This is a genomic window from Nocardia brasiliensis ATCC 700358 (genome assembly GCF_000250675.2).
Taxonomy (GTDB): Bacteria; Actinomycetota; Actinomycetes; order Mycobacteriales; family Mycobacteriaceae; genus Nocardia; species Nocardia brasiliensis_B.
The window spans coordinates 5,965,970-5,990,397 of the sequence record NC_018681.1 but is presented as its reverse complement, the minus strand read 5'-3'; the positions used below and the strand labels follow the sequence as shown (position 1 = coordinate 5,990,397).

At 70.1% G+C, this 24,428-nt stretch carries 24 protein-coding genes; 3 read left to right on the top strand and 21 right to left on the bottom strand.

The genetic code is table 11. The features are described 5' to 3' along the window. Positions 1-25 precede the first annotated feature (25 nt). Entirely contained in the window at positions 26-901 is an 876-nt protein-coding gene (locus O3I_RS26400; protein WP_051066765.1) for a response regulator transcription factor, read from the top strand. Here O3I_RS26400 and fabG read toward each other — a convergent pair. The 21 genes from fabG to O3I_RS26295 form a co-directional block, all read right to left on the bottom strand. Then, the gene (gene fabG, locus O3I_RS26395; protein ID WP_014986056.1) at positions 847-1,551 is read right to left on the bottom strand and encodes a 3-oxoacyl-ACP reductase FabG; all 705 of its coding nucleotides are present in this window, start codon (positions 1,549-1,551) and stop codon (positions 847-849) included. The genes O3I_RS26400 and fabG overlap by 55 nt on opposite strands. Positions 1,552-1,570: 19 nt before the next feature. Further along, positions 1,571-3,928, bottom strand: coding sequence for an FtsX-like permease family protein (locus O3I_RS26390; protein WP_014986055.1), 2,358 nt, complete (start codon positions 3,926-3,928; stop codon positions 1,571-1,573). After that, a complete protein-coding gene (locus O3I_RS26385; protein ID WP_014986054.1) occupies positions 3,925-4,683 on the bottom strand; it encodes an ABC transporter ATP-binding protein in 759 nt (252 codons plus the stop codon). Before O3I_RS26385 ends, O3I_RS26390 begins: the two co-directional genes overlap by 4 nt. Positions 4,684-4,686: 3 nt before the next feature. Next, positions 4,687-5,508: a class I SAM-dependent methyltransferase gene (locus O3I_RS43025; protein ID WP_014986053.1), complete on the bottom strand. Its 822-nt coding sequence runs from the start codon at positions 5,506-5,508 to the stop codon at positions 4,687-4,689. A gap of 25 nt (positions 5,509-5,533) precedes the next feature. After that, on the bottom strand, positions 5,534-6,289 hold the full coding sequence (locus O3I_RS26375; RefSeq protein ID WP_014986052.1) for an SDR family oxidoreductase: 756 nt from the start codon (positions 6,287-6,289) through the stop codon (positions 5,534-5,536). A 40-nt stretch (positions 6,290-6,329) separates the two neighbouring features. Continuing rightward, positions 6,330-7,613 (bottom strand): beta-ketoacyl-[acyl-carrier-protein] synthase family protein, encoded by a 1,284-nt coding sequence (locus O3I_RS26370; protein ID WP_014986051.1) that lies wholly within the window; start codon positions 7,611-7,613, stop codon positions 6,330-6,332. After that, positions 7,610-8,086 (bottom strand): 3-hydroxyacyl-ACP dehydratase FabZ family protein, encoded by a 477-nt coding sequence (locus O3I_RS43020; RefSeq protein WP_141692005.1) that lies wholly within the window; start codon positions 8,084-8,086, stop codon positions 7,610-7,612. Before O3I_RS43020 ends, O3I_RS26370 begins: the two co-directional genes overlap by 4 nt. Before the next feature lie 8 nt (positions 8,087-8,094). Next, positions 8,095-8,856, bottom strand: coding sequence for an SDR family NAD(P)-dependent oxidoreductase (locus O3I_RS26360; protein WP_014986049.1), 762 nt, complete (start codon positions 8,854-8,856; stop codon positions 8,095-8,097). Continuing rightward, positions 8,853-9,296 carry a holo-ACP synthase gene (locus O3I_RS45670; protein WP_014986048.1) on the bottom strand — a complete coding sequence of 148 codons (444 nt, stop codon included), beginning with the start codon at positions 9,294-9,296 and terminating at the stop codon, positions 8,853-8,855. The genes O3I_RS26360 and O3I_RS45670 overlap by 4 nt, the downstream gene beginning before the upstream one ends. Next, positions 9,293-10,630, bottom strand: a complete 1,338-nt coding sequence (locus tag O3I_RS26350; RefSeq protein ID WP_014986047.1) for a B12-binding domain-containing radical SAM protein — start codon at positions 10,628-10,630, stop codon at positions 9,293-9,295. The genes O3I_RS45670 and O3I_RS26350 overlap by 4 nt, the downstream gene beginning before the upstream one ends. A 15-nt stretch (positions 10,631-10,645) precedes the next feature. Then, a complete protein-coding gene (locus O3I_RS26345) occupies positions 10,646-11,992 on the bottom strand; it encodes a beta-ketoacyl-[acyl-carrier-protein] synthase family protein (protein ID WP_202804880.1) in 1,347 nt (448 codons plus the stop codon). Continuing rightward, a complete protein-coding gene (locus O3I_RS43015; RefSeq protein WP_014986045.1) occupies positions 11,941-12,429 on the bottom strand; it encodes a 3-hydroxyacyl-ACP dehydratase in 489 nt (162 codons plus the stop codon). The genes O3I_RS26345 and O3I_RS43015 overlap by 52 nt, the downstream gene beginning before the upstream one ends. Further along, complete coding sequence (locus O3I_RS26335; RefSeq protein WP_014986044.1) at positions 12,429-13,736, bottom strand: beta-ketoacyl-[acyl-carrier-protein] synthase family protein; 1,308 nt, start codon at positions 13,734-13,736, stop codon at positions 12,429-12,431. Before O3I_RS26335 ends, O3I_RS43015 begins: the two co-directional genes overlap by 1 nt. Then, complete coding sequence (locus O3I_RS26330) at positions 13,729-15,057, bottom strand: beta-ketoacyl-[acyl-carrier-protein] synthase family protein (RefSeq protein WP_014986043.1); 1,329 nt, start codon at positions 15,055-15,057, stop codon at positions 13,729-13,731. The genes O3I_RS26335 and O3I_RS26330 overlap by 8 nt, the downstream gene beginning before the upstream one ends. A gap of 3 nt (positions 15,058-15,060) precedes the next feature. After that, complete coding sequence (locus tag O3I_RS43010; protein WP_141692006.1) at positions 15,061-15,720, bottom strand: phosphopantetheine-binding protein; 660 nt, start codon at positions 15,718-15,720, stop codon at positions 15,061-15,063. Positions 15,721-15,774: 54 nt separating this feature from the next. After that, on the bottom strand, positions 15,775-17,142 hold the full coding sequence (locus tag O3I_RS26320) for an aspartate aminotransferase family protein (protein ID WP_014986041.1): 1,368 nt from the start codon (positions 17,140-17,142) through the stop codon (positions 15,775-15,777). Positions 17,143-17,236: 94 nt separating this feature from the next. After that, positions 17,237-18,013: a class I SAM-dependent methyltransferase gene (locus O3I_RS26315; RefSeq protein WP_014986040.1), complete on the bottom strand. Its 777-nt coding sequence runs from the start codon at positions 18,011-18,013 to the stop codon at positions 17,237-17,239. Continuing rightward, positions 18,010-18,630 (bottom strand): hypothetical protein, encoded by a 621-nt coding sequence (locus O3I_RS26310; RefSeq protein ID WP_014986039.1) that lies wholly within the window; start codon positions 18,628-18,630, stop codon positions 18,010-18,012. The genes O3I_RS26315 and O3I_RS26310 overlap by 4 nt, the downstream gene beginning before the upstream one ends. After that, entirely contained in the window at positions 18,627-19,748 is a 1,122-nt protein-coding gene (locus tag O3I_RS26305) for an FAD-dependent oxidoreductase (RefSeq protein WP_014986038.1), read from the bottom strand. Before O3I_RS26305 ends, O3I_RS26310 begins: the two co-directional genes overlap by 4 nt. After that, positions 19,745-21,058 (bottom strand): FAD-dependent oxidoreductase, encoded by a 1,314-nt coding sequence (locus tag O3I_RS26300; protein WP_051066763.1) that lies wholly within the window; start codon positions 21,056-21,058, stop codon positions 19,745-19,747. The genes O3I_RS26305 and O3I_RS26300 overlap by 4 nt, the downstream gene beginning before the upstream one ends. Positions 21,059-21,070: 12 nt before the next feature. Next, positions 21,071-22,009 (bottom strand): ScbA/BarX family gamma-butyrolactone biosynthesis protein, encoded by a 939-nt coding sequence (locus O3I_RS26295; protein ID WP_014986036.1) that lies wholly within the window; start codon positions 22,007-22,009, stop codon positions 21,071-21,073. Between the two features lie 238 nt (positions 22,010-22,247). On the opposite strand from O3I_RS26295, the gene O3I_RS26290 reads away from it, so the two are divergent. Together O3I_RS26290 and O3I_RS45665 are read left to right on the top strand one after the other, a co-directional pair. Then, a complete protein-coding gene (locus O3I_RS26290; protein ID WP_141692007.1) occupies positions 22,248-23,183 on the top strand; it encodes an ACP S-malonyltransferase in 936 nt (311 codons plus the stop codon). Then, positions 23,180-24,424, top strand: coding sequence for a wax ester/triacylglycerol synthase domain-containing protein (locus O3I_RS45665; protein ID WP_014986034.1), 1,245 nt, complete (start codon positions 23,180-23,182; stop codon positions 24,422-24,424). Before O3I_RS26290 ends, O3I_RS45665 begins: the two co-directional genes overlap by 4 nt. Positions 24,425-24,428 lie beyond the last annotated feature (4 nt).

The following is a 24,428-nucleotide window of genomic DNA, read 5'->3' as shown; positions in this document are numbered from 1 at the left end:
GGGAATGATGGGAGCGTGAGATGTCTTGTCACGCAATGGAACCGATCCGGCGGATCACACCACACCGCAATCGCGCGGCACACTCGCGCCGCTTGTCCCTGTTCCGGCGGTGAACGAGGGCCGCGGCACCGGCGCCGCGGCGCACCGGCAGGTGACCATCCGTGTCGTGGTCTGCGCGGACAGCGCCCTGATGCGCAGAGGGCTGTGCGCGCAGTTCGACCGTGAGCCGGATATCGATGTGGTGGACGATGTTTCGGGCGGCCACGCCCTGCTCGGGGCGGTCCGGGCGCACGCACCCGACGTCGTACTGCTCGTCGGGGCCGTCGAAGGAAAGCACCGCCTGGCCGAGCTCGTCGCGGCCGCGAAGGTGATCATGGTGATGGCGGAGGAAGACGTCGCGCGCGCGGTCAAGCTTGTGCGTGCGGGCGTGCGGGGACTGCTGTCCTCGGGCTGCTCGCCGTTCGAGCTGCTCTGCGCCATCCGGGTGGTGGCGGTCGGCAACCGCCTCGTGGTGCCGCCGCAGATCGTCGGCGGTCTCGACCACGTCGTCGCGCCCGCGGTGGCGCGCAACTCCGATATGCAGGTGGCGGGCAGTCTGACCCGGCGCGAGGCCGAGGTGCTCGGGCTGCTCGCGCACGGCCGCTCGAATGCCGAAATCGCCCGGCAGCTCTCGGTTTCGGCGACCACGGTGCGCAGCCACGTGCACCACGTGCTGCAGAAGCTGGCGGTCGGCACGCGCGGGCAGGCGGTCGCGGTGGCCTACGAGACCGGTTTGATCGCGCTGCTCGAGACCGGCGCCGCGGGTAACGGGCACACCGACGACCGTGCCGCGCTGCGGAGCGGCCGTCAGTGGCCCATGCCGAGTCCGCCGTCCACCGGAATCACCGCGCCGGTGATGTAGCCCGCGTCCGCACCGGCGAGAAACGCGACCACCCTGGCGATCTCGGCGGCCGCGGCGATCCGGCCGAGCGGAATCTTTTTGGTGACCTCGGCACGCCACTGCGGGGTGAGCGCCGCGGTCATATCGGTGTCCACGAATCCGGGTGCGACCACATTGACCGTGATGTTGCGCGCGCCCAGTTCTCGCACCAGCGATCGCGCCAGCCCGATCAGACCCGCCTTGGAGGCGGCGTAATTCGTCTGCCCCGCCGAGCCGAGCAGCGCCGTCACCGACGACACCAGGATGATCCGGCCGCGCCGCTGCCGGATCATGGTCCGCGCCGCCCGGTTGATCACCCGGAACGCGCCGACCAGGTTGGTATCCAGCACCGACGCGAACTCGTCCTCGGTCATCGCCGCCAGCAGTACGTCCCTGGTGATGCCCGCGTTGGCGACCAGCACATCGACGGGTCCGAGCTCCTGTTCGATCAGCGCGAACGCCGCGTCGACCTGCCGTTCGTCGGTGACATCGCAAGGGACGCCGAACAATCCGTCGGGCGGCGCGCCCTTGCGCATCGAGACCGCCACCGGTTTGCCGCCGCGCGCGAGCTCACGGGCGATGGCCAGCCCGATCCCGCGATTACCGCCGGTGACGAAGGCGGAATGGTTCATCAGCGCACCTCCTGGCGACTCAATCGGATCGTTCGCGCAGCACCGCGGCGAGGTCGAGGCCGCGCACGGCCCGCAGTCCGGGCAGCAGCGACACGGTCGCCACGCACAGCACGACCAGTGCCGCGCTGCCGAGCGTGCCGGGGCGGACCACCAGATCCAGCTGGAACTGGTCGTTGGCGTAGGTGGACAGGAAGCTGTGCCCGCCGAGCACCCCGAGCACCAGGCCCGGCCCGATGCCGAGCAGGGTCAGCAGCAGGTTCTCACCGGTGATCAGGCGCGCGAGCATGCCGTGCGGCATCCCTCCGGCACGCAGCACGCCGACCTCGCGCCGCCGCTCGACGATATTGATCGACATGGTGGTGAAGATGATCGCGAACGCCATCAGCCCGCCCAGGGCCAGCATCACGCCGATGAACACGAAGAAGAACCCGGCGTACCGGTCGATCAACCGGTTCACCTCGTCGAGATCCTCGTAGGCCGCGACACCGGGCCGCTCGGACAGGGCACGCCGGACCTGGTCGGGGTCGGCGTGCGGTGCGAGGCGCAGCAGGGCGGAGTTGATCGGCACCGGCGCACCGGCGAGCGCATCGAGTTGCTCGAGCGTGCAATAGGCGAAGGTGCCGATCGGTTCGTCGAGCACACCCGCGATCGGCACGCGAACCGCTTGCGCGCCGGGCACTTCGACCTCGACGAGGTCGCCGACCGAGACGCCCAGCAGCTGCCGGACTCCCTTGCCGACCAGCAGGCCGCGCTCGGGCCGGACGGCCGGGCTCCCGGCGACCGGCCGCAGTCCGTGCATCGTGGTGTCGCGCGGCAACGCGATCAGTACGGTCGGGTAGGTGGCGCGGCTCGCGACAAGGGTGATCGGCAGCTGCACCATCGGTTCGGCGGCGGCGACACCCGGGCCCCCGGTCAGTTCGGCCAGCCGGCGCTGGTCGGCCGGGGCGGTGAAATCGACTCGGGCGTCGGCGGTTTGCACCTGATGGAAGGACACGTCCAACGCCTCGGTCATGGTATCGAGCATCGTCCACGAGGTCAGCATGACCACCAGGGACAGCGCGGTGCCGAGCACAGTGCTCCAGGTGCGCCGCGGGCTACGCCCGATCGTGCGCAGCACCAGCAGCCAGCGGGCGGGTAGCCGCCGTAACATCGGAATAGCCCGCTCCAGCACGCTGATTCGACCTGGGCCCGGTGGCGGGGTGCCGCGCATCGCCGCAGCGGGCGGCGTGCGGAAGGCGAGCAGGGCCGGGGCGAGCGCGCCGACTGCACCGGCCGCGACACCGAACAGCAACGCGCCGATCAGGGTGATCGGCCGTACCTCGACGACCGCCGCGGCCGCGGGCAGGTCGATCGCCCGCAGGTAGACCCGGCTCAATGCGCCGGATCCGGCGAGCCCCACCAGGATTCCGCCGAGGGCTCCGGCCAGCCCCGCCACGATCCCGTAGTGCAGGTAGTGCCACAGCAGCGTTGCGCGCGACACACCGCCGGCCAGCAGCACGCCGATCACCGGGCGTTCGGCCCGCACCCGGCGATGCAGCAGCACATACGACACCAGACCGGCGACGCTCAGGAACAGCAGCGGAAACAGATAGGCGAGTTCACCGAAGGCATCGATGTCCATGCGCAACAACCAGTTCGACGGCTGTTCCGCCCGGGTGCGCACCTCCGTCGCGCCGTGCGCGGCGGCGAGTTCCCGAATCCGGGTGACCGCATCGGAATTCGGCGATTCGGCGAAGCGGATCACCACCTGATCGGCGGCACCGGCGGCCAGCGCGGTGGCCAGCGGCTCGGCGGCGAAGAGTACGCCGAAATTGTCGGGCAGCGGGAACATGTCGCGACGGCTGCGCGCGGGCCAGAGGTATTCGGCCGAGGAGGCCACGCCCGCGACGGCCACCTCGCGCCACCCGCCGGGTCCGAGCACGGACAGCGTTGCGCCGCTGTGCAACCCGAAGTGATCGGCCATATGGTGTTCGACCAGGACCTCGTTCGCGGCCGGGTAGTGCCCGGACAGCAGCGTCGGTGCGTTCACCGCGGGCGGCCGGTCGGCAGGCAGGCCGACGACGCGGCCGCGCAGTTTGTCCGCCCCGACCCGCAGCGGCAGATCCACCTGCGTGCGCACGACCGCATCCGCGACCTCCGGCAGGGCGTTCGCCGCGGCCGCGAGCGCGGCCGGGTCTGCGCCGCTCACCCAGACATCGGCGAAACGTTCCGTCTCGAAGGTGCCGTCGTAGGAGGCATTCAGATTCCGGTATGCCCCGTAGGACGCGGTGAACAGCGCCACGCCGAGCACGATGATCATCGTCTGCGCGGCGAACTGCGGCCACTGGGCGCGCATGTCGCGCAACAGTTTCCGGTGCAGTGTCGGATGCCGGGTCACCAGGCGACCTCATCCGCGGGCAGTGGCGCGGCCTGCTGGAGGTCGGCGACGATGCGTCCGGACCGCATACGCAGCACCCGGTCGGCGATGGCGGCGATGGCCTGGTTGTGGGTGACCAGCACGACCGCGTGGTCTTCCCGGTGGCACAGTCGTTGCAGCAGGGCCAGCACGCTGCGTCCGGTGTCCAGGTCCAGCGCACCCGTCGGTTCGTCACACAGCAGCAGCCGCGGCCGGTTCACCAGTGCCCGTGCGATGGCGACCCGCTGCTGCTGACCGCCCGAGAGCTGGGCCGGAAAACGATCCGCGCAGTCGGCCAAGCCCACCTGGGTCAACACGTCGTGTACCCGGGCGCCGACCGGTCCGCCGGTCAATTCGGCGAGTACGGCGATGTTCTCGGCGGCCGTCAGCGTCGGCACGAGGTTGAAGAACTGGTAGACGAAGCTCAGCGCGGTGCGGCGCAGCGCCGCCATGCCCTTCGCGTCCAGGTCGGTGAGGGTGTGCCCGTCGATGCTGATCACCCCGGTGGTCGGGGTCTCGATCCCGCCGAGCACATTGAGCAGGGTGGTCTTGCCCGAGCCCGAAGGGCCCAGCACGACGAGTAATTCGCCCGCCGCGATGGTCAGATCACACTCGGCCAGTGCGTGCACGGCCGTGTCCGCGCTGCCGAAGGTTTTCGAAACGCCGCGCAGCACAGCGAGTGTGGTGGCCGAGGGCATCGTGGTCGCGCGGTGATCGTGGCCGGGGGAGCGGGTCATCGACTATCCGGTCCGGCGCGTGGCGTGGACGCGGACCTGGCCGAGGCGGCCCGCCGCCCCCTGCGCGGCGAGCGTCTCGAAGAAGGCCAGTCCGTCCTCGAACAGCCTGTCGCCCAGAATCTCCCGGCCCTGCACCGCGAAGTGCCGATACGATTCGGCCCAGCGCTCGTTGATCGCGACGAACGTCTCGGTGCTGTCCTGGACGTCGATGTCGGTGAATCCGGCGTGCGCGAGCAGCCGCCGATATCCGGCCGGTGTCTGTGCGAACAGGCGACCGTAGACGGTCAAGGCGCGCAACGTCGCCGGGTCGCGCGGGATCGGGCCGGTGAGCACCTCGTCGGTGAAGGCCAGGCGGCCCCCGGGTTTCAGCACCCTGGCGCATTCGGTGAGGACACGGTGGCGGTCCGGCACGATGACCAGACTGTCCACGCTCACCACGGCGTCGAATGTCGCGGCGGCGTAGGGTAGTTCGCGGGCATCGCCGTGGTCGAACCGGATCGGGACCGCGGCGGTGGCGCGCCGGGCGATCTCGATCGCGGGCTCGGAGTAGTCGAGACCGGTGAACGTGGCGCCGGTCGTCTCGGCGAGGTAGCGCGCGATACCGCCGGTGCCGCAGCAGAGATCGAGCACCGTGCGCCCCGGCGCCAAGCCGGCCGCGCGCGCGATCTCGCGCAGCTGATCCCGGGTGGTCCAGCTCAGCTGTCCGACGTAGCCGCCGCGGTCCTGCCACAGATAGGCCATCATGGCCTGCCCGGACGGCGTGAGCGTGATCTGCCGGTGGGTCAGGTCGTAGATGTCGCGGGTTTCCTCGATCACGGTGCGCACGAGAGCGTCTCCTAGTCGTCGGTGCTCAGGATGTGAGTGAGGCGCCACCGTCGGCGACGATGGTCTGGCCCCGGATCCAGCTCGCGTCGTCGGTGCACAGGAAGGCGACGACCTTGGCCAGGTCTGCGGGCGTGCCGATCCGGCGCATCGGACCGGCCTCGGCGACCTGACGCACCCATTCGTCCGCGCCCGCGAGCGCGCGGACCGAATCGGTTTCGATGAGCCCGCCGCAGACGGTGTTGACGTTGACGCCCGGCGCGAGTTCGACAGCCAGATAACGCCCCATCGATTCGATCGCCGCCTTGCACACGCCCATTCCGCCGTAGCTGGGCAGGTAGCGACGGCTGCCCATGCTCGACAACAGCACGATGGCGCCGCGCCCCTGCGGCATGAGCGCGTACGCCGCGCGGCAACCGAACAGCGCCGCGGTGATATTGGTGTCGAGGGTGTAGCGCCAGTGCGGGGTCTCCAGCGCGAACAGCGGTTTCATGATCGCCGACGCGGCGTTGTTGATGTAGAAGTCCACCGCGCCCCACTGCTCGCCGATATCCGCGAAAAGTTGCTTCAACTGGTCTCTTTCGCCGACGTCGACGCGTAGTGCGAGGGCCCGCCTGCCCTTTCGCTCGATCTCGGTGACGACCTCGCGTGCGGCGGAGCGTTTGCGCCAGTAGGTCAGGATCACGTCCGCGCCGCGGTCGGCGAACTCCAGCGCGATCGCCCGGCCGATGCCGCGGGAACCGCCGGTGATCAAGACGGTCCGCCCTGCCAGATCCGCTGTCATACTTCGCCTTTCGTCCGTTTCGAAGGCCACCGTGCGGGGCTCACGCGCTACCGAGCACCACGGCGGCGACCTCGGGTCCGTCCACGTTGCGGCTGAGCGTGATCGCGAACCGCGCGTCGAGAGCGGTCGGCCGATGCGTGACGATTTCGACCGCGCGGGCCGCGTCGTCGGCCGCGCCGAAGTTGAGCGTCGGCGCGACGACGCCGTCCCGCACACTCAGACAGGCGAACGCCGCCTCGGCGACGTCGGTGGCCGGGCCCATGTGCCCGGTCGCGGCCTTGGTTCCGGTGAGCCGCAGCCGGTCTCGCCGCGCCAGCGCGTGCGCGATGCCGTGCAGCTCGGAGCGGTCGCCGTTACTGGTGGCGTCACCGTGGCCGTAGATGTAGCCGACCGCTCGAGGATCGATGGCGGCGTCGGCCAGTGCCCGCGTGAGCGCGTCGCGCACACCGCTGCCCTCGGGGTCGGGCGCCAGCGGCCGGCCCCGGTCGGTGGCGGCGCCGAAACCGACGATCTCGGCGAGGATGTGCGCGTCGTTGGCCCTGGCCAGGTCGAGATCGGCGAGGACGAGGGCGGCCGCGCCCTCGGCGCAGACGTAGCCGTCCCGCTGCCGGTCGTACGGCCGAACCGAGCGCGCACCGTCGGCGCAGGCCGAGGTCAGCCCGAACTCGCGCAGTGCGAGACGGGCGAATTCGTCGGCGCCCGCGTCGGTGCCACCGCAGACCGCGACGTCGGCCCGGCCCTCGCGCACCGCACGGAAGGCTCGGCCCACGGCGCACAGTCCCATGGCCGAGCCGTCGACCAAGGTGCTGTTCGCGCCGCAGATCTCGTGCCGGATGGTGATCTGGCACAGGGCGGCGTTGGGCAGGCCGGAGAGCAGGAAATCGGGTTTGGCCCGGCGCAGTGCCGCCTGGCCGAGCCGCGTGTGGTCGAGGGTGCCGTCCGTGCGTCGCGCACCGGCCAGTACCGGCGCGAAGCGCTCGAGATAGTTCTTCTCGTCCTCGTTCTCGTTGGAGCCCATATAGATTCCGCGCCGCGGCGGCGCGGCGGCCCGGAACACCGCGCCCGCGTCGGCGATCGCCAGATCGGCCGCGTACACGCCCAGCCGGGAGGCCCTGGTGAGGCGTTTGAGATGCTTGCGGTCGGCGAGCGCGGCGGGGTGCTCGGCATCGTCCACGGCGCCGAAATAGGCCAAGTCCGGCGGACTGTCGCCGTCTCGCCGCCGTAAACCGGTCTCGGCCGCCAGAATTCGCCGCCACTGCCTGCGATAGTCGGTACCGAGACAGGACAGCACGCCCGCGCCGACCACTGCCACCCGATGCCTCATTGCCCGCTCACCTTCGATCCGTTGAGCCGCAGCACTTGATAGTGGCGGCGGGTCGCCGCGGGATCCTCGAATTCGGTCAGCGCGTAGGTCCGGCAGCGGAAGGTCGCCGTCGCGATCTTGCGGCCGTGCGCCTGTGCGGCACCCCGGAAATCGAGCTCCGCGCCCGGGACCGGACCGCCACCGCCCTCGATGCGGTCCACCTCGACCGTCAGCCGATCGCCGGGCACCGCGAAGTCGATGAACTTGCTGTGCTGCACCGCGCTGAGCACCACGGTGGTGCGGAATTCGCTGTGGGTGAGCACCAGCCAACGCGCCAGCTGGGTCATCGCCTCCAGCACCAGCACGCCGGGCAGGATCGGTTGCTGCGGGAAGTGGTCGGCGAAGTAGTCCTCGCTCATCGCGGCGTTCTTCACGCCGACGGCGCGGCGGCCGCCGTCCACTTCGGTGATCGCGTCGACCATGAGAAACCGCACGGATACTCCTATCCCACTCCGCCGACCAGAATGGCCTGCCCATTGAGGTAGGCACTCTCGCGAGCGCCGAGAAAAACGGCGACGTCGGCGACGTCCTCCGGCGCGATCGGGCGCGGCATCGCCGCCCGGCGCGCGAGATACGCGGCGACTGCGCGGATATCGACCTCGAAGCCGCCGAAATACTCCCGGCTGACCCCGCTGTCGGCGAGCGTCGGGCAGATCGCGTTGACGCAGACACCGCGCCGGCCGACCTCCTGCGCCACGCTGCGGGTGAAGCCGATCACCGCCGCCTTCGCGGTCGCGTACGCGACTTCGTCCGCGCCGCCGGTCAAGCCGAGCGCGGAGGCGACGTTGATGATGCGGCCGCTGCGGCGGGGCAGCATCCGGCGCACCGCCTGTCTGCTGCAATAGAAGACGGTATCGAGATTCACCCGCAGCATCCGGCGCCAGTCGGCGTCATTGTGGAAGATCAGCGGCGAGCGCAGCGCGCCGCCCGCGTTGTTGATCAGCACGTCGAGCCGGCCCCATGTCTCGTCGGTGTGGTCGAAGAGGCGGCGCACCTCGGCGGGTTCGGTCAGGTCGGCGACGAACGCGGAAACCGGCGCGGCGGCAACGGCTTCGACCGCCTTCACCGTCGCCTGCAACCGGGTCGCGTCGACATCGGTGAGCATCAGCGTGGCGCCCTCTTCGGCGTACCGGGTCGCGATGGCCGTACCGAACACCCCTGCGGCGCCGGTCAGCAGGGCGACGGAATCGTCGAGCCGGTTCATCCGCACCCCTGCCCGGCGAGCAGCACCCAAGCGAGCGCATAGTCGCCGTCGTGACTCAACGACACTGTGGCGCCGGTGAGGCCGCGCCGTCGCGCCAGCGTCGCCATCCGGTGGTGCAGCAGCAGGTGGGGTGCGCCGGTCGTGCGGCAGACCTCGATATCGCGCAGCCGCCGGGTCGCCGGGGGCACACCGAGTCCGAGGCGCAGGGCCTTCAACGTGGCTTCCTTGGCCCCGAACCGGGCGGCGAAATGCGGTGCGGGATCTCGGAACGCGGTGCAGTAGGCGATCTCGGCCGGTCGGAACACCTGCTCGCAGAACGCATTTCCCGCCGCGAGTAAGGTGCGGATCCGATCGACCGCCGCGATATCGACCCCGGCCGACAACGCCGTCGGGCCCGAAATCGCCGGAAGCAGCACCGAATGCGGCGCGATGCGGGTCACGGCAGTCGCTCCGCGCCGACGGTTGCTCCGTAGTGCCGCTCGACGGCCCTGCGATAGGCCAGATTCAGGCCGATGACGGCCCGCTTCTTCGCCGTGGAGCGCGGGCCCGGCAGCTCGGTCTCCGCTCGATACCGGCGCAGGCGCTGCCGGGTCAACTCCCGGGAATAGGTTCGGGTGTACAGGTATTCGAGGCCGTCCTCGAGCTGCCGGACCGTCATGGACACCGGGGCCACCGAGGCCCGCAGGTGCGAGGGCCCACCGGGGCCGGGGTCGATCATGCGGCCCGCCCGCAGATGTTCCGCGTGCAGCGGTACGCCCGGACCGCTGCCGAGCGGGTTGAAATGGCAGATCTCGATCTCGTTCTCGACGACGAACTCCAAGGTCCGTTCGAACACGTCCGGTGTGTCACCGGCGAAGCCGAAGACGAACGACCCGATCACCCCGATGCCCGCGTCGTGCAGCCTGGCGATGAGCGCGCGGTAGTCGGCCGGGCGGCTCCAGCTCTTGTCCGAGGCGACCAGGTTCTGCGGGCGGACCGATTCCAGACCCAGGAAGACGAGCATGCACCCGGCCCGGCCGGCCGCCTCGGCGAGCGCCGGACGCTGGGCGATGGTGATCGTCGCCTGGCTGCCCCACAGCACCTGTCGCGGTGCGAGTTCGGCGAACAGGGTCCGGGCGTAACGTGGATTGCCCACGATGTTGATATCGGAGAACTGCACGAAATCGCCGCTGCGCGCGTCGATCTGCGCGAGCACGTGCTCGATCGGGCGGGTACGGAAGCGGTCGTGGTGATAGCGGGTCTCGATGCAGAAATTGCACGAGAAGGGGCAGCCCCGGGTCGCTTCGACCGGGAACACGTAGTCGTGCGGCGGCAGATGCTCGGGCCCATAGCGCGGCAGTGTCGCCAGATCCACCGGCCCGCCGGCGTATACGGGCCGCAGGAGGCCACGGCTCGCGTCCTCGAGTATGCGCGGCCACACCTGCTCGACCTCGCCGCGCACCACCGAGGTCGCACCGATCCGCTCGGCCTGCGGGTCGTAACTGGGGAAGTAGCCGTCGACGACGACCGGCGTGCCCAGCGCGGCGAATCCGCGCACCAGTTCGCCGGTGCGTCGCTCGCCGAAGAACTTCGAGGTGACCGCCACCAGGTCGATATCGGCGAAACGGGTGAAATCGGTGATGGGTGTGGCGTTCTCGTCGAGCACGGTGGCGCGGTGCTCGACCGCGGTCAGGGCGGCGCGATAGGCCAAATTCACCGGCACCGGGTTGAGCATGCGGTTGCCGTAGATCACGCTTTTGTCCCGGACGTCGGGATTCACGAACAGCACGTGCATCTGCGCCGCCCCCTCTCAGACTGGTGTCAGCACGTCGTCGGCGGCCCGGCGCACCACCAGGGTGCCGTTCTGGCCGCCGAGGCCGAACGAATTGGTCAGCGCCACCTGCACCGGCAGCTGCCGCGCGACACCCGGCACGTAGTCGAGATCGCATTCCGCGTCGCGATGGCGATAGTTGACGGTCGGCGGCACCGTGCCGGTGCGCACGCTCAGCACGGTGCTGATGAACTCCACCGCACCGCAGGCGGCGATGAGGTGGCCGGTCATCGACTTGTTCGCGGTGACCGCGAGATCGGCTGCCGCGCCGCCGAAGACCTGTTTGATGGCAATGGTCTCCACGCGGTCGTTGAGCAGCGTCGCGGTGCCGTGCGCATTGATCAGCTGCACCTGCTCGGGTCGCACGTCCGCGTCGGCCATTGCCGCGCGCATCGCCAGCGCGGCACCCGAGCCGGCCGGATGGGGTTCGGTGAACCGGTGTGCGTCAAGGGATCTGCCGAAGCCCGCGACCTCCGCGTACCAGGGTGCCGACCGGGCGCGGGCGTGCGCCTCGGTCTCCAGCACGACCATGCCCGCGCCCTCGCCGACTACGAATCCGGTGCGTGTGGCGTCGAAGGGCCGGCCCGTCCGGCCGGGCAGGTTGTCGGTGGAGGGTGCGCCGAGCGCGACCAACCCGGCCATACCCAGCGGGTTGATCATGGAATCCATTGCGCCGCAGAGCACGACGTCCAGACGGCCACCCCGGAGTAGCCGGAACGCGGTGCCGATCGCGTGCGCGCCGGCCGCGCAGGCGGAGGTGACCACGGTGGCCGGGCCGGTGACACCGAGGTGCGCGGCCAGCAGCCCGACCACCAGATCCTGCGGGTCGCGGATCAGCGAGACCGGATCGATCGCCGCCGCGCCGGCCAGCGGGCTGGGCAGCGCGAACCGGCCGCTGTGGTCGAGATGGTTCGCGATATCGGTCATGCGCACCAGGCCGAGCCCGGCACCGAGTACCAGGCCGACCCGGCCGGTGTCGACCGGCATCGACCGGCCCGCGCTCGTCAGGGCGCTGTCGGCCAGCGCCATGGCGCAGGCGGCGAGCGCGAAGCGCGCCTGCCGGTCCGCGTGCAGTTCCGCCGGATACGGCCCGTCCCAGTAGTCGGATACCGCGAAATCGGCCACCTCGGCGGCGATCCGGGTCGGCAGCGACGAGGCGTCGAAGAGCGTGATCGGCGCTTCGCCGGAGCGGCCCGCGACCAGGTTGGCCCAGAACTCGCGGTGGCCGAGTCCGATCGGGGTGACCGCGCCGAGCCCGGTCACGACCACCCGGTTCACGGCGTCACCGGCTTGTTCGGTGTCGATCGGATGCGCTCCACCGGCCACCCGGAGTAGTAGCGGAACCGATTCTCCTCGGCCGCGATCTCGGCCGGATCCCGAATGTCTTGCAGCACATAGTTCAGCCGTGCGATGCGGGCGACGGGCGTGGTCTCGTCGTAGGCCGCGCAACTGAGCTGGGCCCACCGCTTGCTCAGTCCGAGCAGACGCGCCTCCACCCGCATAGCCCGGCCGGGCGGCAGCTCACCGACGATCTCGGCGCGATCGATCAGGCACAGGAACGCGGAAACCGTGAAGTCGGTGCTGAAATGCACGAGCCAGCCGGCTACCTGGGCCATCGACTCGAGCAGCAGCGAACCGCTGAGCAGCCTGCGCCCCGCGTAGCCGGCGTCCAGGTGGTCCTCGGTGAGCGTGACATGTTTGACCGCGACCATGGATTCGCCCTTGGTCGCCTCGAGCACCCGGTCGTAGAGCAGGAATCGCATCACGTCCCCTTCGCCTCGAACTCGCCGAACACGACGCACTCGCTCTGTCCCTGGAACCCGGCGGCCAGGCAGGCGACGGCGGTCTCACCGCGTAGCCGCCGTGGCTTGTTCCGCACCAGGTCCACGGCCGAATTCGGCGCGGGGGAGCGGAGATTCACGATCGGGGGGATGCGGCGCTCGTTCAGGCTGAGCACGGCGAAGACGCTCTGCAACGGCAGCGCCGCCGCCAGCAGATGCCCGGTCGATCCTTTCGTCGCCGTCACCGGCACGTGTCCGCCGAGTACCGCGTCGATCGCGGCCGCCTCGGCGGCATCGCCCGCGGGCAGGCCCGGCGCGTCGGCGTACACCGCGCCGACGCGCTGCGGCGGCAGCGCGCCGTCGTCGAGCGCCGCGGCCAGTGCGCGTTCGATCGCGTGGCGCGGCGGATAAGGTTCCGTGCCGTCGGGCACGCCGAGGGCCGCGCCGTGGCCGAGCACCTCGGCGAGAATGTGTGCGCCCCTTGCCCTTGCGTGCGCGAGGGTCTCCAATACCAGCACCGCCGCGCCTTCACCGGGCACGGTGCCGGTGCGGTCGCGGTCGAACGGCCGGCACGAGGCAGCCGCCGGATCGGTGGTTCGTGCGACCACGCCGAAGTAGAGCAGGCGTTGCAGCGCAGCTAGATTCAGCCGCGGGCTGACGCCGCCGGCCAGCATGACCGCGGCGTCGCCTTCGGCGAGCATGCGCACCGCGGCCCCGATCGCCTGCCCGCCCGCCTCGCCGAACGGACTGAACGAGGCGTTCGGCCCGTGTATCCCGTATTGCATGGCGATCTGACACAGCGTGGCGTTGTTCAGCATCACGATCGACACCATGGGTGAGATCGCCCGCCAGCCGGTGCGACAGAACCGATCGATGTCGAATCCGCCGGGCTCGTGCCGGGATCGGCGCGCGGCCAGTTCCAGATCGGCGACGTCGTAGTCGATCATCGTGACGCCCAGCGTGATCCCCGTCGCGTCCCCGTCCATGTTGCCGCGATGCAGTTTGGCCGAGGTCAGCGCCTGACCGGCGGCGGCGAAGGCCATATGCGTGTGCAGCCGCATGGCCCGGGCGGCCTTGCGATCGGTGATCCAGTCCCGCGGGTCGATCCCGTGCACCCGGCCCGCCGCCAGCGGCCGGTCGACACCGGCGCGCAGCGTGAGGTGCTCGGCCAACTCGCGCAGCGGTGCCACCCCGGATTCTCCGCGCAACAAGGCCTGCCACTGGGTGCGCGGGTCGTTGCCCAGTGCCGACACCGCGCCCAGGCCGGTCACCACCACGCGTTCACCCATGACCGTCACCGTCGGCCGGGCCGGGCCACCGGCGCAGCACGATGCTCGCGTTCTGGCCGCCGAACCCGAACGAGTTGCTCATCGCGACGCGCACCTCGTGTGTCCGAGCGGTGTTCGGCACATAGTCCAGATCGCAATCCGGGTCCGGATATTCGTAGTTGATGGTGGGCGGCAGCTGACCGGTGCGCAGCACGTGCAGGCAGGTGACGCATTCGATCGCGCCCGCGGCCGCGATCGAGTGACCGATCATCGACTTCTGCGAGCTGATCGGGATTCTGGCCGCCCGATCGCCGAAAACCTTGTGCACGGCCCGGGTTTCGGCCCGGTCGTTGATCAGCGTCGAGGTGCCGTGCGCGCTGATGTAGTCGATGTCCTCGGCCCGCAGCCCGCCGTCGACGAGGGCGCCCGACATCGCCAGTACGGCCCCCTCCCCGTGCGGCGGGCTGTCGGTGATCCGGTACGCGTCGCAGGAGGTGCCGTAGCCGGCCACCTCGGCCAGCGGTACCGCGCCGCGCCGCAGCGCGTGCCCGAGTTCTTCCAGCATGACGAACGCGGCGCCCTCACCCATCACGAAACCGCAGCGCCTGCGGTCGAACGGGCGGCTGGCCGCGGCGGGCCGGTCGTTGAACCGGGTGGCCAGCGCGGTGAGCAGGTCGAACGAGGAGACGCCGAGGAAGGTGAGCAGGGAATCGCAGCCGCCCGCCAGCACCATGTCCGCATCGCCCTCGCGGATCCACAGGGCGGCCTCGCCGATGGCCTGGGTACCGGAGGCACAGGTGGCCGAGACCGTCATGGTGGGACCGGCCGCGCCGCAGACGTGCGCCAGGGCCGCCGCGGCGGCGTTCTTGCGCATGCTGTGCCGCTGCGCGGCCAGCAGGTCGACGAATTCCTTTCCAGGGCCTGCCGTTCCGGCGCGTTGCCGGGTGTGCAGCAGCCCGTCCAACGCGTCGATGTCGTACATCTGCCCGGACGATCCCACGCAGACGCCGAACCGCTCGGGCGGGGTATCGGTGTGTCCGGCACGGTGTTTCGTGGCGGTGCCCGCGGCGAGCCCCAGTTGCACGCCCCGGGGCAACGCCGCGCCGAACGCGTGGTCGGCGTCGGTGAGGTGCCCGGCGGAGGCCGCGGCGGCGAGAAAACCGTCCGCGACCTCACCCGCGACCCGGGAGCCGAGCCCGGAGGCATCGAAGCGGGAGGTCGGGCGAATCCCGGAGCGGCCGTCGACGAAGCCACGAAAGGTCGTCTCGGCGTCCCAGCCGAGCGGGGTCACCATCTCCGCCGCTGTGACGACCACCCGGCGGGTGGGTGCTTCGCCGGACACCGCTCACTCCGCGATCGCGCCGGCGGGTGCGCCCGACTGTGCGGTGGCGGCCTCGGCCGCGGCCGCCTGTGCCCGGCTCTGCTCCAGCAGCCGCGCGACCTCGTCGAGCTCGCGGATCTCCTCGAACCAGTTCTGGTTCAGCTCGTCGCCGGGGATCGCCACGAGTTCGGTTCCGCAGCTGTCGCATTCGGCGTGGAATTCACCGTCGTCGTTGCGGCGGAAGGCCCGAGCGCCGCCGCAGGCCGGGCACTGCTCGGGGATCGTGTCCAGCAGCCGCCGGCACAGACCGCTCCAGGTCTCCACCGTCCAGAGCGCGGCCACATCCTCGACCCGCATGCCGGGCTCGACCTTGCTGAGATCGACGCCGAGCAGGCGTTCGCGCACCAGGTACGCGCCGAGCGGGGTGAGCCTGCGCAAGGTGTCGACCGCGGCGCCCGCGCCGAACACATCCTCTGCCTGTTCGTTCAGATCGTCGCGCGGCACGGAGATCGGCAGGAACTGCTCGAGCCGGAACGTGATGTCCAGGAAGTCGATCGATTCCGCGCCGAGCTCCGGAATCAGCAGTTTGCCCGATGTCACGTCGTCGAGTTCGACGGCCAGTGCCAACGCGACCGCGTTGCGCACGATGTCGGACAGTTCGTCCGGACTCAGCATGGACCCCACGGCGTTCCTCCTCGGATCGGTGTACATGTGGTTGTTCGGTCTGCGGCGTGGATGTCAGCCCTTGGCGGTGAGCCGGGCGTAGCGGGCGAGCACGCCGTCGAGGCGGCGATAGAGTTCGTCGACCTCGTCGGTCGTGATGGTGAGCGGGGGGACGATGCCGATGGTGCCGCCGAGGCCCTCCGCGCCCTGGCTGCCGATGATCAGCCCGCTGAGGGCGAGCCGATCTTCGATCACCTGCCACTGCTGTTGCGGGATGGGCTCTTTGGTCGCACGATCCTTGACCAGCTCGATACCCATCAGCAGCCCGGCGCCGCGGATATCGCCGACGATGGTGTGCTCGCGCAGATTCTCGAACTTGTCGAACAGGTACTTACCGGTCTGGCGCACCTGATCGACGATGCCATCGCGCTGCATGACCTCCAGCGTCGCCAGCGCGGACGCACAGCACAGCGGATTGCCGTTCGTGGTGCTCCCGGTCGCGATGAAACCGTCTACGGCGGAGAGGAATTCACGGTAGACAACGTCGCGCACAACGACCGCGCCGAACGGCAGGTAGCCGCTGTTGATGCCCTTGGACAGCGCCATGAAGTCCGGCCGCACCCCGAAGTAGTCGGCGCCGAACCACTCACCGAGCCTGCCGAAGCCGGTGATCACCTCGTCGTAGGCGAGCAGCAGGTCGTTGCGGTCGCAGATCTCGCGCAGCCGTTCGTGGTATTCGCGGGTCGGCACGATCGCGCCGCCGACGCCCAGCGCCGGCTCGACGAGCACGCCCGCGATGGTGTGTGCGCCCAGCCGCTCGATCATCAGCTCGATCGTGTCCGCACACGCGAGCGTGCACGTTCCGGCGCAACCGGATTCGCAGCGGTAAGCGTAGGGCGAGGGCGCGTGATGGAAGCCGGGAGTCAACGGCTCGAATTGTTTGCGGAAGCGGCGGAACGCGGAGCCGGTGGCGCTCAACGCGCCGTAGGTGACGCCGTGATATGCCCGATCCAGGGCGATCACACCGAGTTTGGTGGTGTCGTCGCCGAAGCGGAGCCGCTGATACTGGCGCATCATTTTCAGCACGGTCTCGTTGGCCTCGGACCCGGTGGAGGCGTAGAAGACGGTGTTCAGTCCCTCCGGCGTCACCGCGGCCAGGCGACGAGCGTATTCGTCGGCCGCCTGATGGGTGGCGCGTTCGATCGGGAAGTAGAGCAGCTTGCCCGCCTGCTCGCGGATGGCGTCGATGATTTCCGGATGCGCGCCACCGAGACTCAGATTGCACAGACCGCCGAACGCGTTGAGATATCGCTTGCCCTCGGTGTCCACCACCCACACGCCGTCCGCGGCGGCGATGCTGATGCCGCGCCTGCGGAAGCCGCGCATATTGGTGAATCCGTGCCAGAATGTCGAATCCGGTTCCGAAGCAATCTGATTCGGCATGACACTCCTTGTGTGCTGGGTGCGATCCGTCCGAGTGCATTGACGATAGCCTTGGGTACGGCTGTGTTTCCTCGGCCGATCGATCACACCTGACTCAACGCTCGATGGAGTCCGCCGCAGTGCTCCGCAGACCATCGAGGGCCGGTGCCGGCAGTGCCCGCAAGGTCGCGAGATCCCAACCCGCGCGGCGACATTCGAGTCCGGCCGCGGCCGCCTCGGCGACGATCGTGCGCATGTCGACCGCCCACCACTGCTGCGTGCTCGCCGACTCCCGCACCGTGCGGCCGTCCTGCGTCACCCGGCAGAGCGTGGTCAGTTCGATCCGTCCCGATTCACCCGCGGGGCGCGATCCGAGCCACAGTTCGTGACGGCACCGGCCGATGCGCGCGACACCGACCCGGATCGGCCGCACCGTGCGATCGGCGGGAAACGGCGCGGCGTCCACGACCGCGCGACAGCCCGGGGCGAGTCGGTCGGCGAGCAGCCGCCACAACCGCCGCCGGTCCGCGGGCGGAAAGTAGCCGAGTACGCCGCAGGCGACCAATCCGCCGAATCGCTCTGGTAGCGAGGTGTTTTCGAGTGTGGTCGCGGCGATGGTCACCCGCCGGGCCAGTGCCGGATCCGCGAGCACGCGGCTCGCGAGCGCCGCGCGCATGGCGGGTGAGGGCTCGATCGCGAGGATCGGGACGCCGGGCACCGCAGCGCCGAGGATCTCGATGACCAGCCCGGTGCCCGCGCCGACGTCCACAATGGGCGAATCAACGTGTGCGGCAGGGGACATCGCGGCCGTCAGGGCCGCGGTGCGCGGCCTCCAGTACGGGCGACCGGCGATATCGTAGAACTCGGCCGCGGCACCGTAGATATCGGTCATCGCGCCGCACCCCGCACGGCGGAGGGCAGGCGATATTCGAGAATCTGTCGCATATTGCGCAGTTCGAGCACATCGCAGGCGTGGAACAGGGGCCACATCGACCCGGGCCAGACCCGGCCACGGCGCGGGGACAGGTGCGGATACGGATTGCGGTCGTAATACGGATGCCGCCAGATCGTCCACGACACCAGTGCGCCGCTGCGCTGCTGCACCCGGCGTGCGGACAACACGCGACCGCAGAACACCATCCACAGATCGTCGCCCTGATCGAACGCCGATTCGTAGTCGACGGTGCCGACCTCGCGGTTACCGCTGATGCGCAGGTGGATCTTCGTGCCGGGATCGGTGGCGTCCTCGCCGACATAGCGCCCGGTGCCGCCCTCGGGGCGGAAATCGCGCATGCTGTAGGTGAATTCCTCCACGCTGCGAATATCGAGGAGATAGTCGTAGAGCACTTCGGGCGGGCAATCGACGTGCTGATGCACGGTGTACACGTCCTGGTCGAGCGGACCGTTGCGCAGTCGTTTGGTCAACGCCAGCAATTCGCCGGTGGCGTCGGCGCGCGAGACCGTCTCGCATCGGAACAGCCCGGGAATGTCATCGATCGGGGTGGTCATGGTGTTCTCCCTCGGTTCCAGCGGTCGAGCTCGCGGCACAGCACGGGCGTCGGGAAATAGCGCAACCCGAGGTCCCGGAAGTGCCGCGCGATAGGGGATTCGAGCATCATGACGTCGCCGACCACCCGGGCGCGGTGCTGTTCGGCGTCTACCCGGGGCATGCGGCGGCGCGCGAATCTGGTGAGGGCGATATCGATATGCGCGGCGTCGACGCGCACCAGTTCGTCGTCGAGCACCGCCGCCGATTCCATCGCCAATGACGCCCCGATGCCGGTGGTCGGCACCAGCCCGGCCGCGGCGTCTCCGAGCAACACGACGCGTCCCCGAACCCAGTGGGGGACGGTGACTTCCACCAGGTCGAGGCATTCGACCCGGTCGGCGTCGCGCAACGTCCGCAGGATCACGCAGTCGTCGATGCGGCGGCGGTCGCTCGGTGGCCAGTGCTGGGGAACCGTGCCGTCGAACGCACCCGAGATCGCCACGAAACAGGCCACCCGATCCTGGGTCGGGTACGCGGCCACGATGCGCCGCAGGCCCCAGGTCTCGTGCAACTCGCCCGGCGGCGTGCTGCCGCGGCGGGCCCACCAGCACCAGATGCGCCAGCCGAAGCGGCGTTCGGCGGTATGCAACCGCGCCTGCTGCCTGGTGCGCGAGCGGATGCCGTCGGCGCCGACGACGAGGTCGAAATCGCGCTCGCGCCCGTCGGCGAAGCGCACCCGCACGGTCGAACCGATCTGGCGCATCCTGGCCACCTCGGTCTCCAGATCGACCGGCGTGCCGCCGTTGGCGGACTCGAGGATGGCGAGCAACTCGGCGCGCGGGGTGGCCCGCGGCAAACCCGCTCGCGCGCCTAATCGTTCGAGATCGAAGGTGCGCAGCACGGCGCCGTCGCGATCGTGCACGACATAGCGCCGCAATGGCGCGCTGGTGTGGATGAACGAGTTCCACAGGCCGAGGTCACGCAGCACCCGACTGCCCGCCGGCCACAGGGTGATCGCGGAACCGTGGCGGCTGTAACTGCTGATCGTGTCGATCACGGTGGGCCGCACGCCGCGCTGGCGCAGCCGCGCGGCCAGGGTCAGCCCGGCGATGCCGCCGCCGACGATCAGGATTCTCACCTGCCCGCTCCCTGCGGCAGCGCCGCAAGCAGTGCCGCGGCCGCGTCTTCGCCGGAGCGGCAGCAGGCTTCGAGCGAGGTGCCGAGCAGATAGTCACCGGCCAGGGCGACGCCGGTGAGCGGCGCGACCGCGGCGGCGAGGGCGGCCAAGAAGGTGCCGTAGTGCGGCAGGTAGGCGCAATACGCGCGCGGCCAATGCCGGATCGCCGCTGCGGTTCTGGGCTGCGGCGACGTGCCGAGGTGGGTGCGCAGGCGCTGTTCGGTTTCGGTGACCAGCTCGAGCACGTCGGCCTCGGTGGGTTCGCTCAGGCGGCCGTGCCTACCGGAGAAGGTGTACCGGACAAGGTTTCTCGTCTCTTTGCCGTAGCTGCCGACATTGCTGCACGGCTGGTCGTCCAGTGCGATCGCGCGCACATCGGCGGCGAAGACGTCGTGCGCGTAGCCCACCACCGCGACCGTGGCCGGAAAGTACCGGACCGAACGCAGCAGGCCCGCCGCCGTTTCCGAGAGCGTGGCCAGCAGCGGCGCCGCCGCGTAGGCGGGCGTGCACACCGCGACGGCGTCATATCGCGTCCGGCTGGACCGGCCGCGGGCATCGATCGCCTCGACGTATATCCGGCTCTCGGCTCGCGAGACACGGGTGACCCTAGTGCGGTAATGGATCTCGGCGCACGTCTCGACCCGTGCCAGCAGTGTGGCCAGGCCGGTGGTCGGCTGGTCGAAGCGGTCGAGCAGCATGCCCATGTTGACGCCGAAAGTGCCGAGGTAGCTCTCCTCGGGTTCGGCGCCGTTCATCCGCACCGTGATCGGCCGGAGGAAGTTGGCGGTGGTATCGCGGCCGAAATGCGCCGACAGTGGCCGGTCGTCCCGGCGTGCCAGCTTCGCGGCCAGCTCGGAGCCGAGGAAGCGGGCCGAGTCCGTCGCGCGGACCTTCCTGGCCAGCCCGTCGAGCTTGCCCAGATCGCGCCAATCACACATGCGCGCAACGGCACTCATGGTCGCGGTCCGGCGCGCGCTGTCGAGCGGGACCAGTTTGCCCGCTACGAGGCGAGCCGTGTTGATGCCGAACGGCTCGTATCCGGTCCCGCCCAGCAGTTCGAGCATCGCCCGCAGCCGGGTGTAGCGGTGCCCGATGTTCTTGCCGCCCAGCAGCACTGCGCGTCCGTCGAGGTCGGCCGCGCCGACGCGGCCGCCGACCCGGTCGTCGGATTCGAAGATCTCCACCGCGCAGCCGGCCCGGTGCAGCGCCAATGCGGCGGAGACCCCGGAGACACCGGACCCCACCACCGCGACTCGTTCCGGTGTCGTCACGTTAGTACCCCTTCAGCCCGAACCGGTTTCGTCGAGCAGGTCGAGGGTGACGGTGCCGAGCGCCGCGCCCGCCTGCTGGAAGCCGACGCGCACGCGCTGTTGCCGGGGGGAACCAGCAGCGCCGGAACATGTTTCGTCGATCGCGGCCGTGCAGTGCGTGACCAGGTCGGGCTCGCAGAAGTTGCCGAAATCGACGTCGCACCCGACGAGCAGACAGCGCTGCGGCGGCACGCCCCGGTGTTCGGCCAAGGTTGCCAGACCCGCCTGGCGGGCGGCCTCCAGCAGCAACATACCGGGCACGTGGTCCATCGGATGGTCGAAGAAGAACGGGTGCGCCGGATCGAAGACCAGCCGGAAGGACATGCCGCCGTCTGTGGTCGTCGCGCCGTGCGCGAGCAGGACGTTCTTCGGGTGCTCCCGGCCGACCCGCTGCGGTGCGAGCAGCGCGGCGGGGTCGACCGGCCCCGCGGGTTGGGGCCCGCGTGCGAGCGTCTTCTTGCGGGCCTTCTCCCGGATGTAGTCGTAGTAGTGCTGGGGTAGCGGCAGCCACCGGCCGCCGGCCCGGGCGCATTCGTTGCCGTCGACGATGATCGTCACCGGGTGCTGCGCGAGCCGCTCGGAGGTACGGGCGTTGACGATGGTCACCACCCGCGCGGGCGCGGGCCCGGCCCGCAGGAACTCGGGGGCGAAGACCTCGATCCGCATATCGCGGAAGACCAGGAACTGATTGTCCGGAACCTGGACGAACGCGTGCGCCACGTACTCGGTCACCTGACGGGTGACCTCCATGATCGCGATCGGATCCAGGTAGTCCGGATTGCCGCCGTCGTTGAACAACACGTGGCTGCGCGGCAGCATCGCGGCCACCGCCCATTCGCGCTTGCCGAGCACCGCGGCGTCGGTGAGGAACACCTCGTTGACGGCGCTGCGGTGCACCGTCGAACGCGGCACGGTCTGCTCGAAGCGTAACTCCGACAGTGTGTTTCGGCTGCTATCGGCGGAAGTACGAGTCGTCGTTGCGGTCGTGTCCACGGTTGCCTCTCGTCGAGTAGCGGGCCGGGATCGCGGCCGCGGGTTCCGGCTATCGGGAGCGTATCGACGCCGAGCGGCGCGAATCATCGTGCGTTCGGTGAACCGTGCTCAACGTCTGACCGAATACCGGTGCCGCAGCGGGCGTTACGCTCGTCCCGTGCTCGATACACGGCCCACCGGGTCGGCGCGATGCGCCCTGATTTTTCCCGGCCAGGGCGCGCAACGTCCGGCCATGGGTGACCGGTGGCGCGACACTGCGCAGTGGCGGATCGTCGATGAGATCTCCGCCTGGACGGGGCGTGATGTCGCCGAGTTGATCTTGCGCACCGGCGAACCCGGTTTGCGCAGAACGGATTCGGCGCAATTGGCGATCTTCACCATGTCGTTGCTGGCGCTGGACTACCTGACCGAGCACCACTCCATCGGCCCGATCCACGCGTGTGCCGGACACAGCCTGGGGGAGTACACCGCACTGGTGGCGGCGGGGGCACTGACACCCGAGACCGGTGCGAAACTCGTGGCCGCGCGGGGTGCGGCGATGCGCATCGCGACGCTGCGGTGTCCCGGCACGATGGCCGCGATCCTCGGCGCGGGCAGCGAAGTGGTCGAGGGGTTCGCGGCCGCGGCGCGGGCCGATGGCGCGCGAGTCTGGGTGGCCAACGTGAACGGGCCGCGCCAGGTCGTGGTGTCCGGCACCGCCGAAGGTGTCGACGCGGTGGCTCAGGACGCGAGGCTGGCGCGGCTGAAAGTGGTGCGGATACCGGTCGGTGGTGCGTTCCACACTCCGCTCATGCGGCCCGCGGTGCCGCTGCTGCGGCGGGCCTTGGCAGCGGCCGAATTCGAGCGGACCGGCGTGGCGGTCGTCGCGAACGCCGATGCCGGGCTGTACACCGCCACGCGCTGGCGGGCACTGGCCGAACGGCAGCTGACGGCGCCGGTGCGCTGGACCGCTGTGCTCGCGACGCTGTCGCGCCTGGGCTGCACGCGGCTGGTGGAGGTGGGGCCGAGCCGGATACTGGCGAAAGCCATCGGCCGCGGCGACCACGCGCCGACGGTGCGGTACTTCGGCTACCCGGCGGAGTTCGAGCCGTGACCGGGTATCGCGCCGGTCGGCGACTGACCGAATTGGACTGCGTCCATCTACGTCTCGACAGCGCCGGGCATCCGATGCACTGGCTGCTCGCGCTGCGGCTGGCGCCGGGTGCTTCGATCGCGGTCGACCGGTTGCGGGCGCGGGTGGCCGAGCGCGCCGGGGCACACGCGCTGTATCAGCTGTGCCTGCCCGAGCGGCCGCGCCGCCGACCGGTTTTCGTCGCGGCCGCGGATCCGGCTGTGCGGGTGCGGCACGCCGCCGTGCCCGATCACAGCGGTCTGCTCCGAGTGATCGAGCAGCGCATGGCCACCGCGCTGCCGCGCAGCGTGCCGCCGTGGGACATCACCCTGGTCGACGAGGCCGACCGTGGCGGCCAGACGGTGTTGCTCCGCGTACACCACTGCCTGAGCGATGGACTGGCCGCACCGGGCTTCGCGGCCCTCGTCGTCGACACCGACACCGCGCACGACTACGAGAGATTCGTTACCGCGCAACGATTTCCCTTCAAGCGCGCACTCACCTGGCGCACCTGCACCGAGGTGCCACGGCAGTATCGTGCCGCGCGTCCGCTGCGCCGCGCGGGCCGGGTGCTGCCGTTCCCGCCCGCGGACTGCGCCCGGCGGGTCGCCGAATTCTCGATCCCGATCCGGACATTGCGGCAGCACGCGGCGGACGCGCTCGGCTCGAGCACCGAATACCTGCTGGCGGCGGCCGCGGCGGCCTATCGCCAGGTGATCCCCGGTACCGATCGCGGCGGGCTGCGCGTCATGGTGCCGGTGACCCTCGACGCGGCGGCGCGGCACACCGGAAATGCCACTGTCTCCGCGTTTTTGGCGGTCGATCCGGCGGGTCCTGGGATGGCGGATCAGGTCAGGGCGGTGCGGGAGCGGTTGGCCGCCGTCGACCCGGTGGACCAGGGCCGCGCGCTGGCGTCGGCCGGGGTGGATCTGCAATATCTGCCGTGGCGGGCGCAGACCCGATTGATGGCACGGATGGTGCGCGACACCTGCCGCCTCAGCGTCAGTGTCACGCCCGGATTCGCGATGCGGCGCACCGTATTCGGGCATGACGTCGATGCGACGGTGCCGTTCTCGCCGCTGATGGCCGACGAGCTGATGGTGACCGCGTTGATCCTGCGCGACCGGCTGACCGTCGGCGTCGTCTCCGATCCTCGAGTATTGCCCGGTGCCGTCTCGGATTTCGCCGAAAGTCTGCGTGCGCTGTTGCTCAGCCCGGTGTAGCGAC

Coding starts and splice junctions, on each gene's coding strand:
- O3I_RS26315 (WP_014986040.1), bottom strand. CDS start 18,013: ATGACCGATATCTACGGTGCCGCGGCCGAGTTCTACGATATCGCCGGT.
- O3I_RS26375 (WP_014986052.1), bottom strand. CDS start 6,289: ATGACAGCGGATCTGGCAGGGCGGACCGTCTTGATCACCGGCGGTTCC.
- O3I_RS26320 (WP_014986041.1), bottom strand. CDS start 17,142: ATGCCGAATCAGATTGCTTCGGAACCGGATTCGACATTCTGGCACGGA.
- fabG (WP_014986056.1), bottom strand. CDS start 1,551: ATGAACCATTCCGCCTTCGTCACCGGCGGTAATCGCGGGATCGGGCTG.
- O3I_RS26370 (WP_014986051.1), bottom strand. CDS start 7,613: ATGAGGCATCGGGTGGCAGTGGTCGGCGCGGGCGTGCTGTCCTGTCTC.
- O3I_RS26360 (WP_014986049.1), bottom strand. CDS start 8,856: ATGAACCGGCTCGACGATTCCGTCGCCCTGCTGACCGGCGCCGCAGGG.
- O3I_RS26310 (WP_014986039.1), bottom strand. CDS start 18,630: ATGACCACCCCGATCGATGACATTCCCGGGCTGTTCCGATGCGAGACG.
- O3I_RS26335 (WP_014986044.1), bottom strand. CDS start 13,736: ATGGGTGAACGCGTGGTGGTGACCGGCCTGGGCGCGGTGTCGGCACTG.
- O3I_RS26350 (WP_014986047.1), bottom strand. CDS start 10,630: ATGCACGTGCTGTTCGTGAATCCCGACGTCCGGGACAAAAGCGTGATC.
- O3I_RS43015 (WP_014986045.1), bottom strand. CDS start 12,429: ATGCGATTCCTGCTCTACGACCGGGTGCTCGAGGCGACCAAGGGCGAA.
- O3I_RS26385 (WP_014986054.1), bottom strand. CDS start 4,683: ATGACCCGCTCCCCCGGCCACGATCACCGCGCGACCACGATGCCCTCG.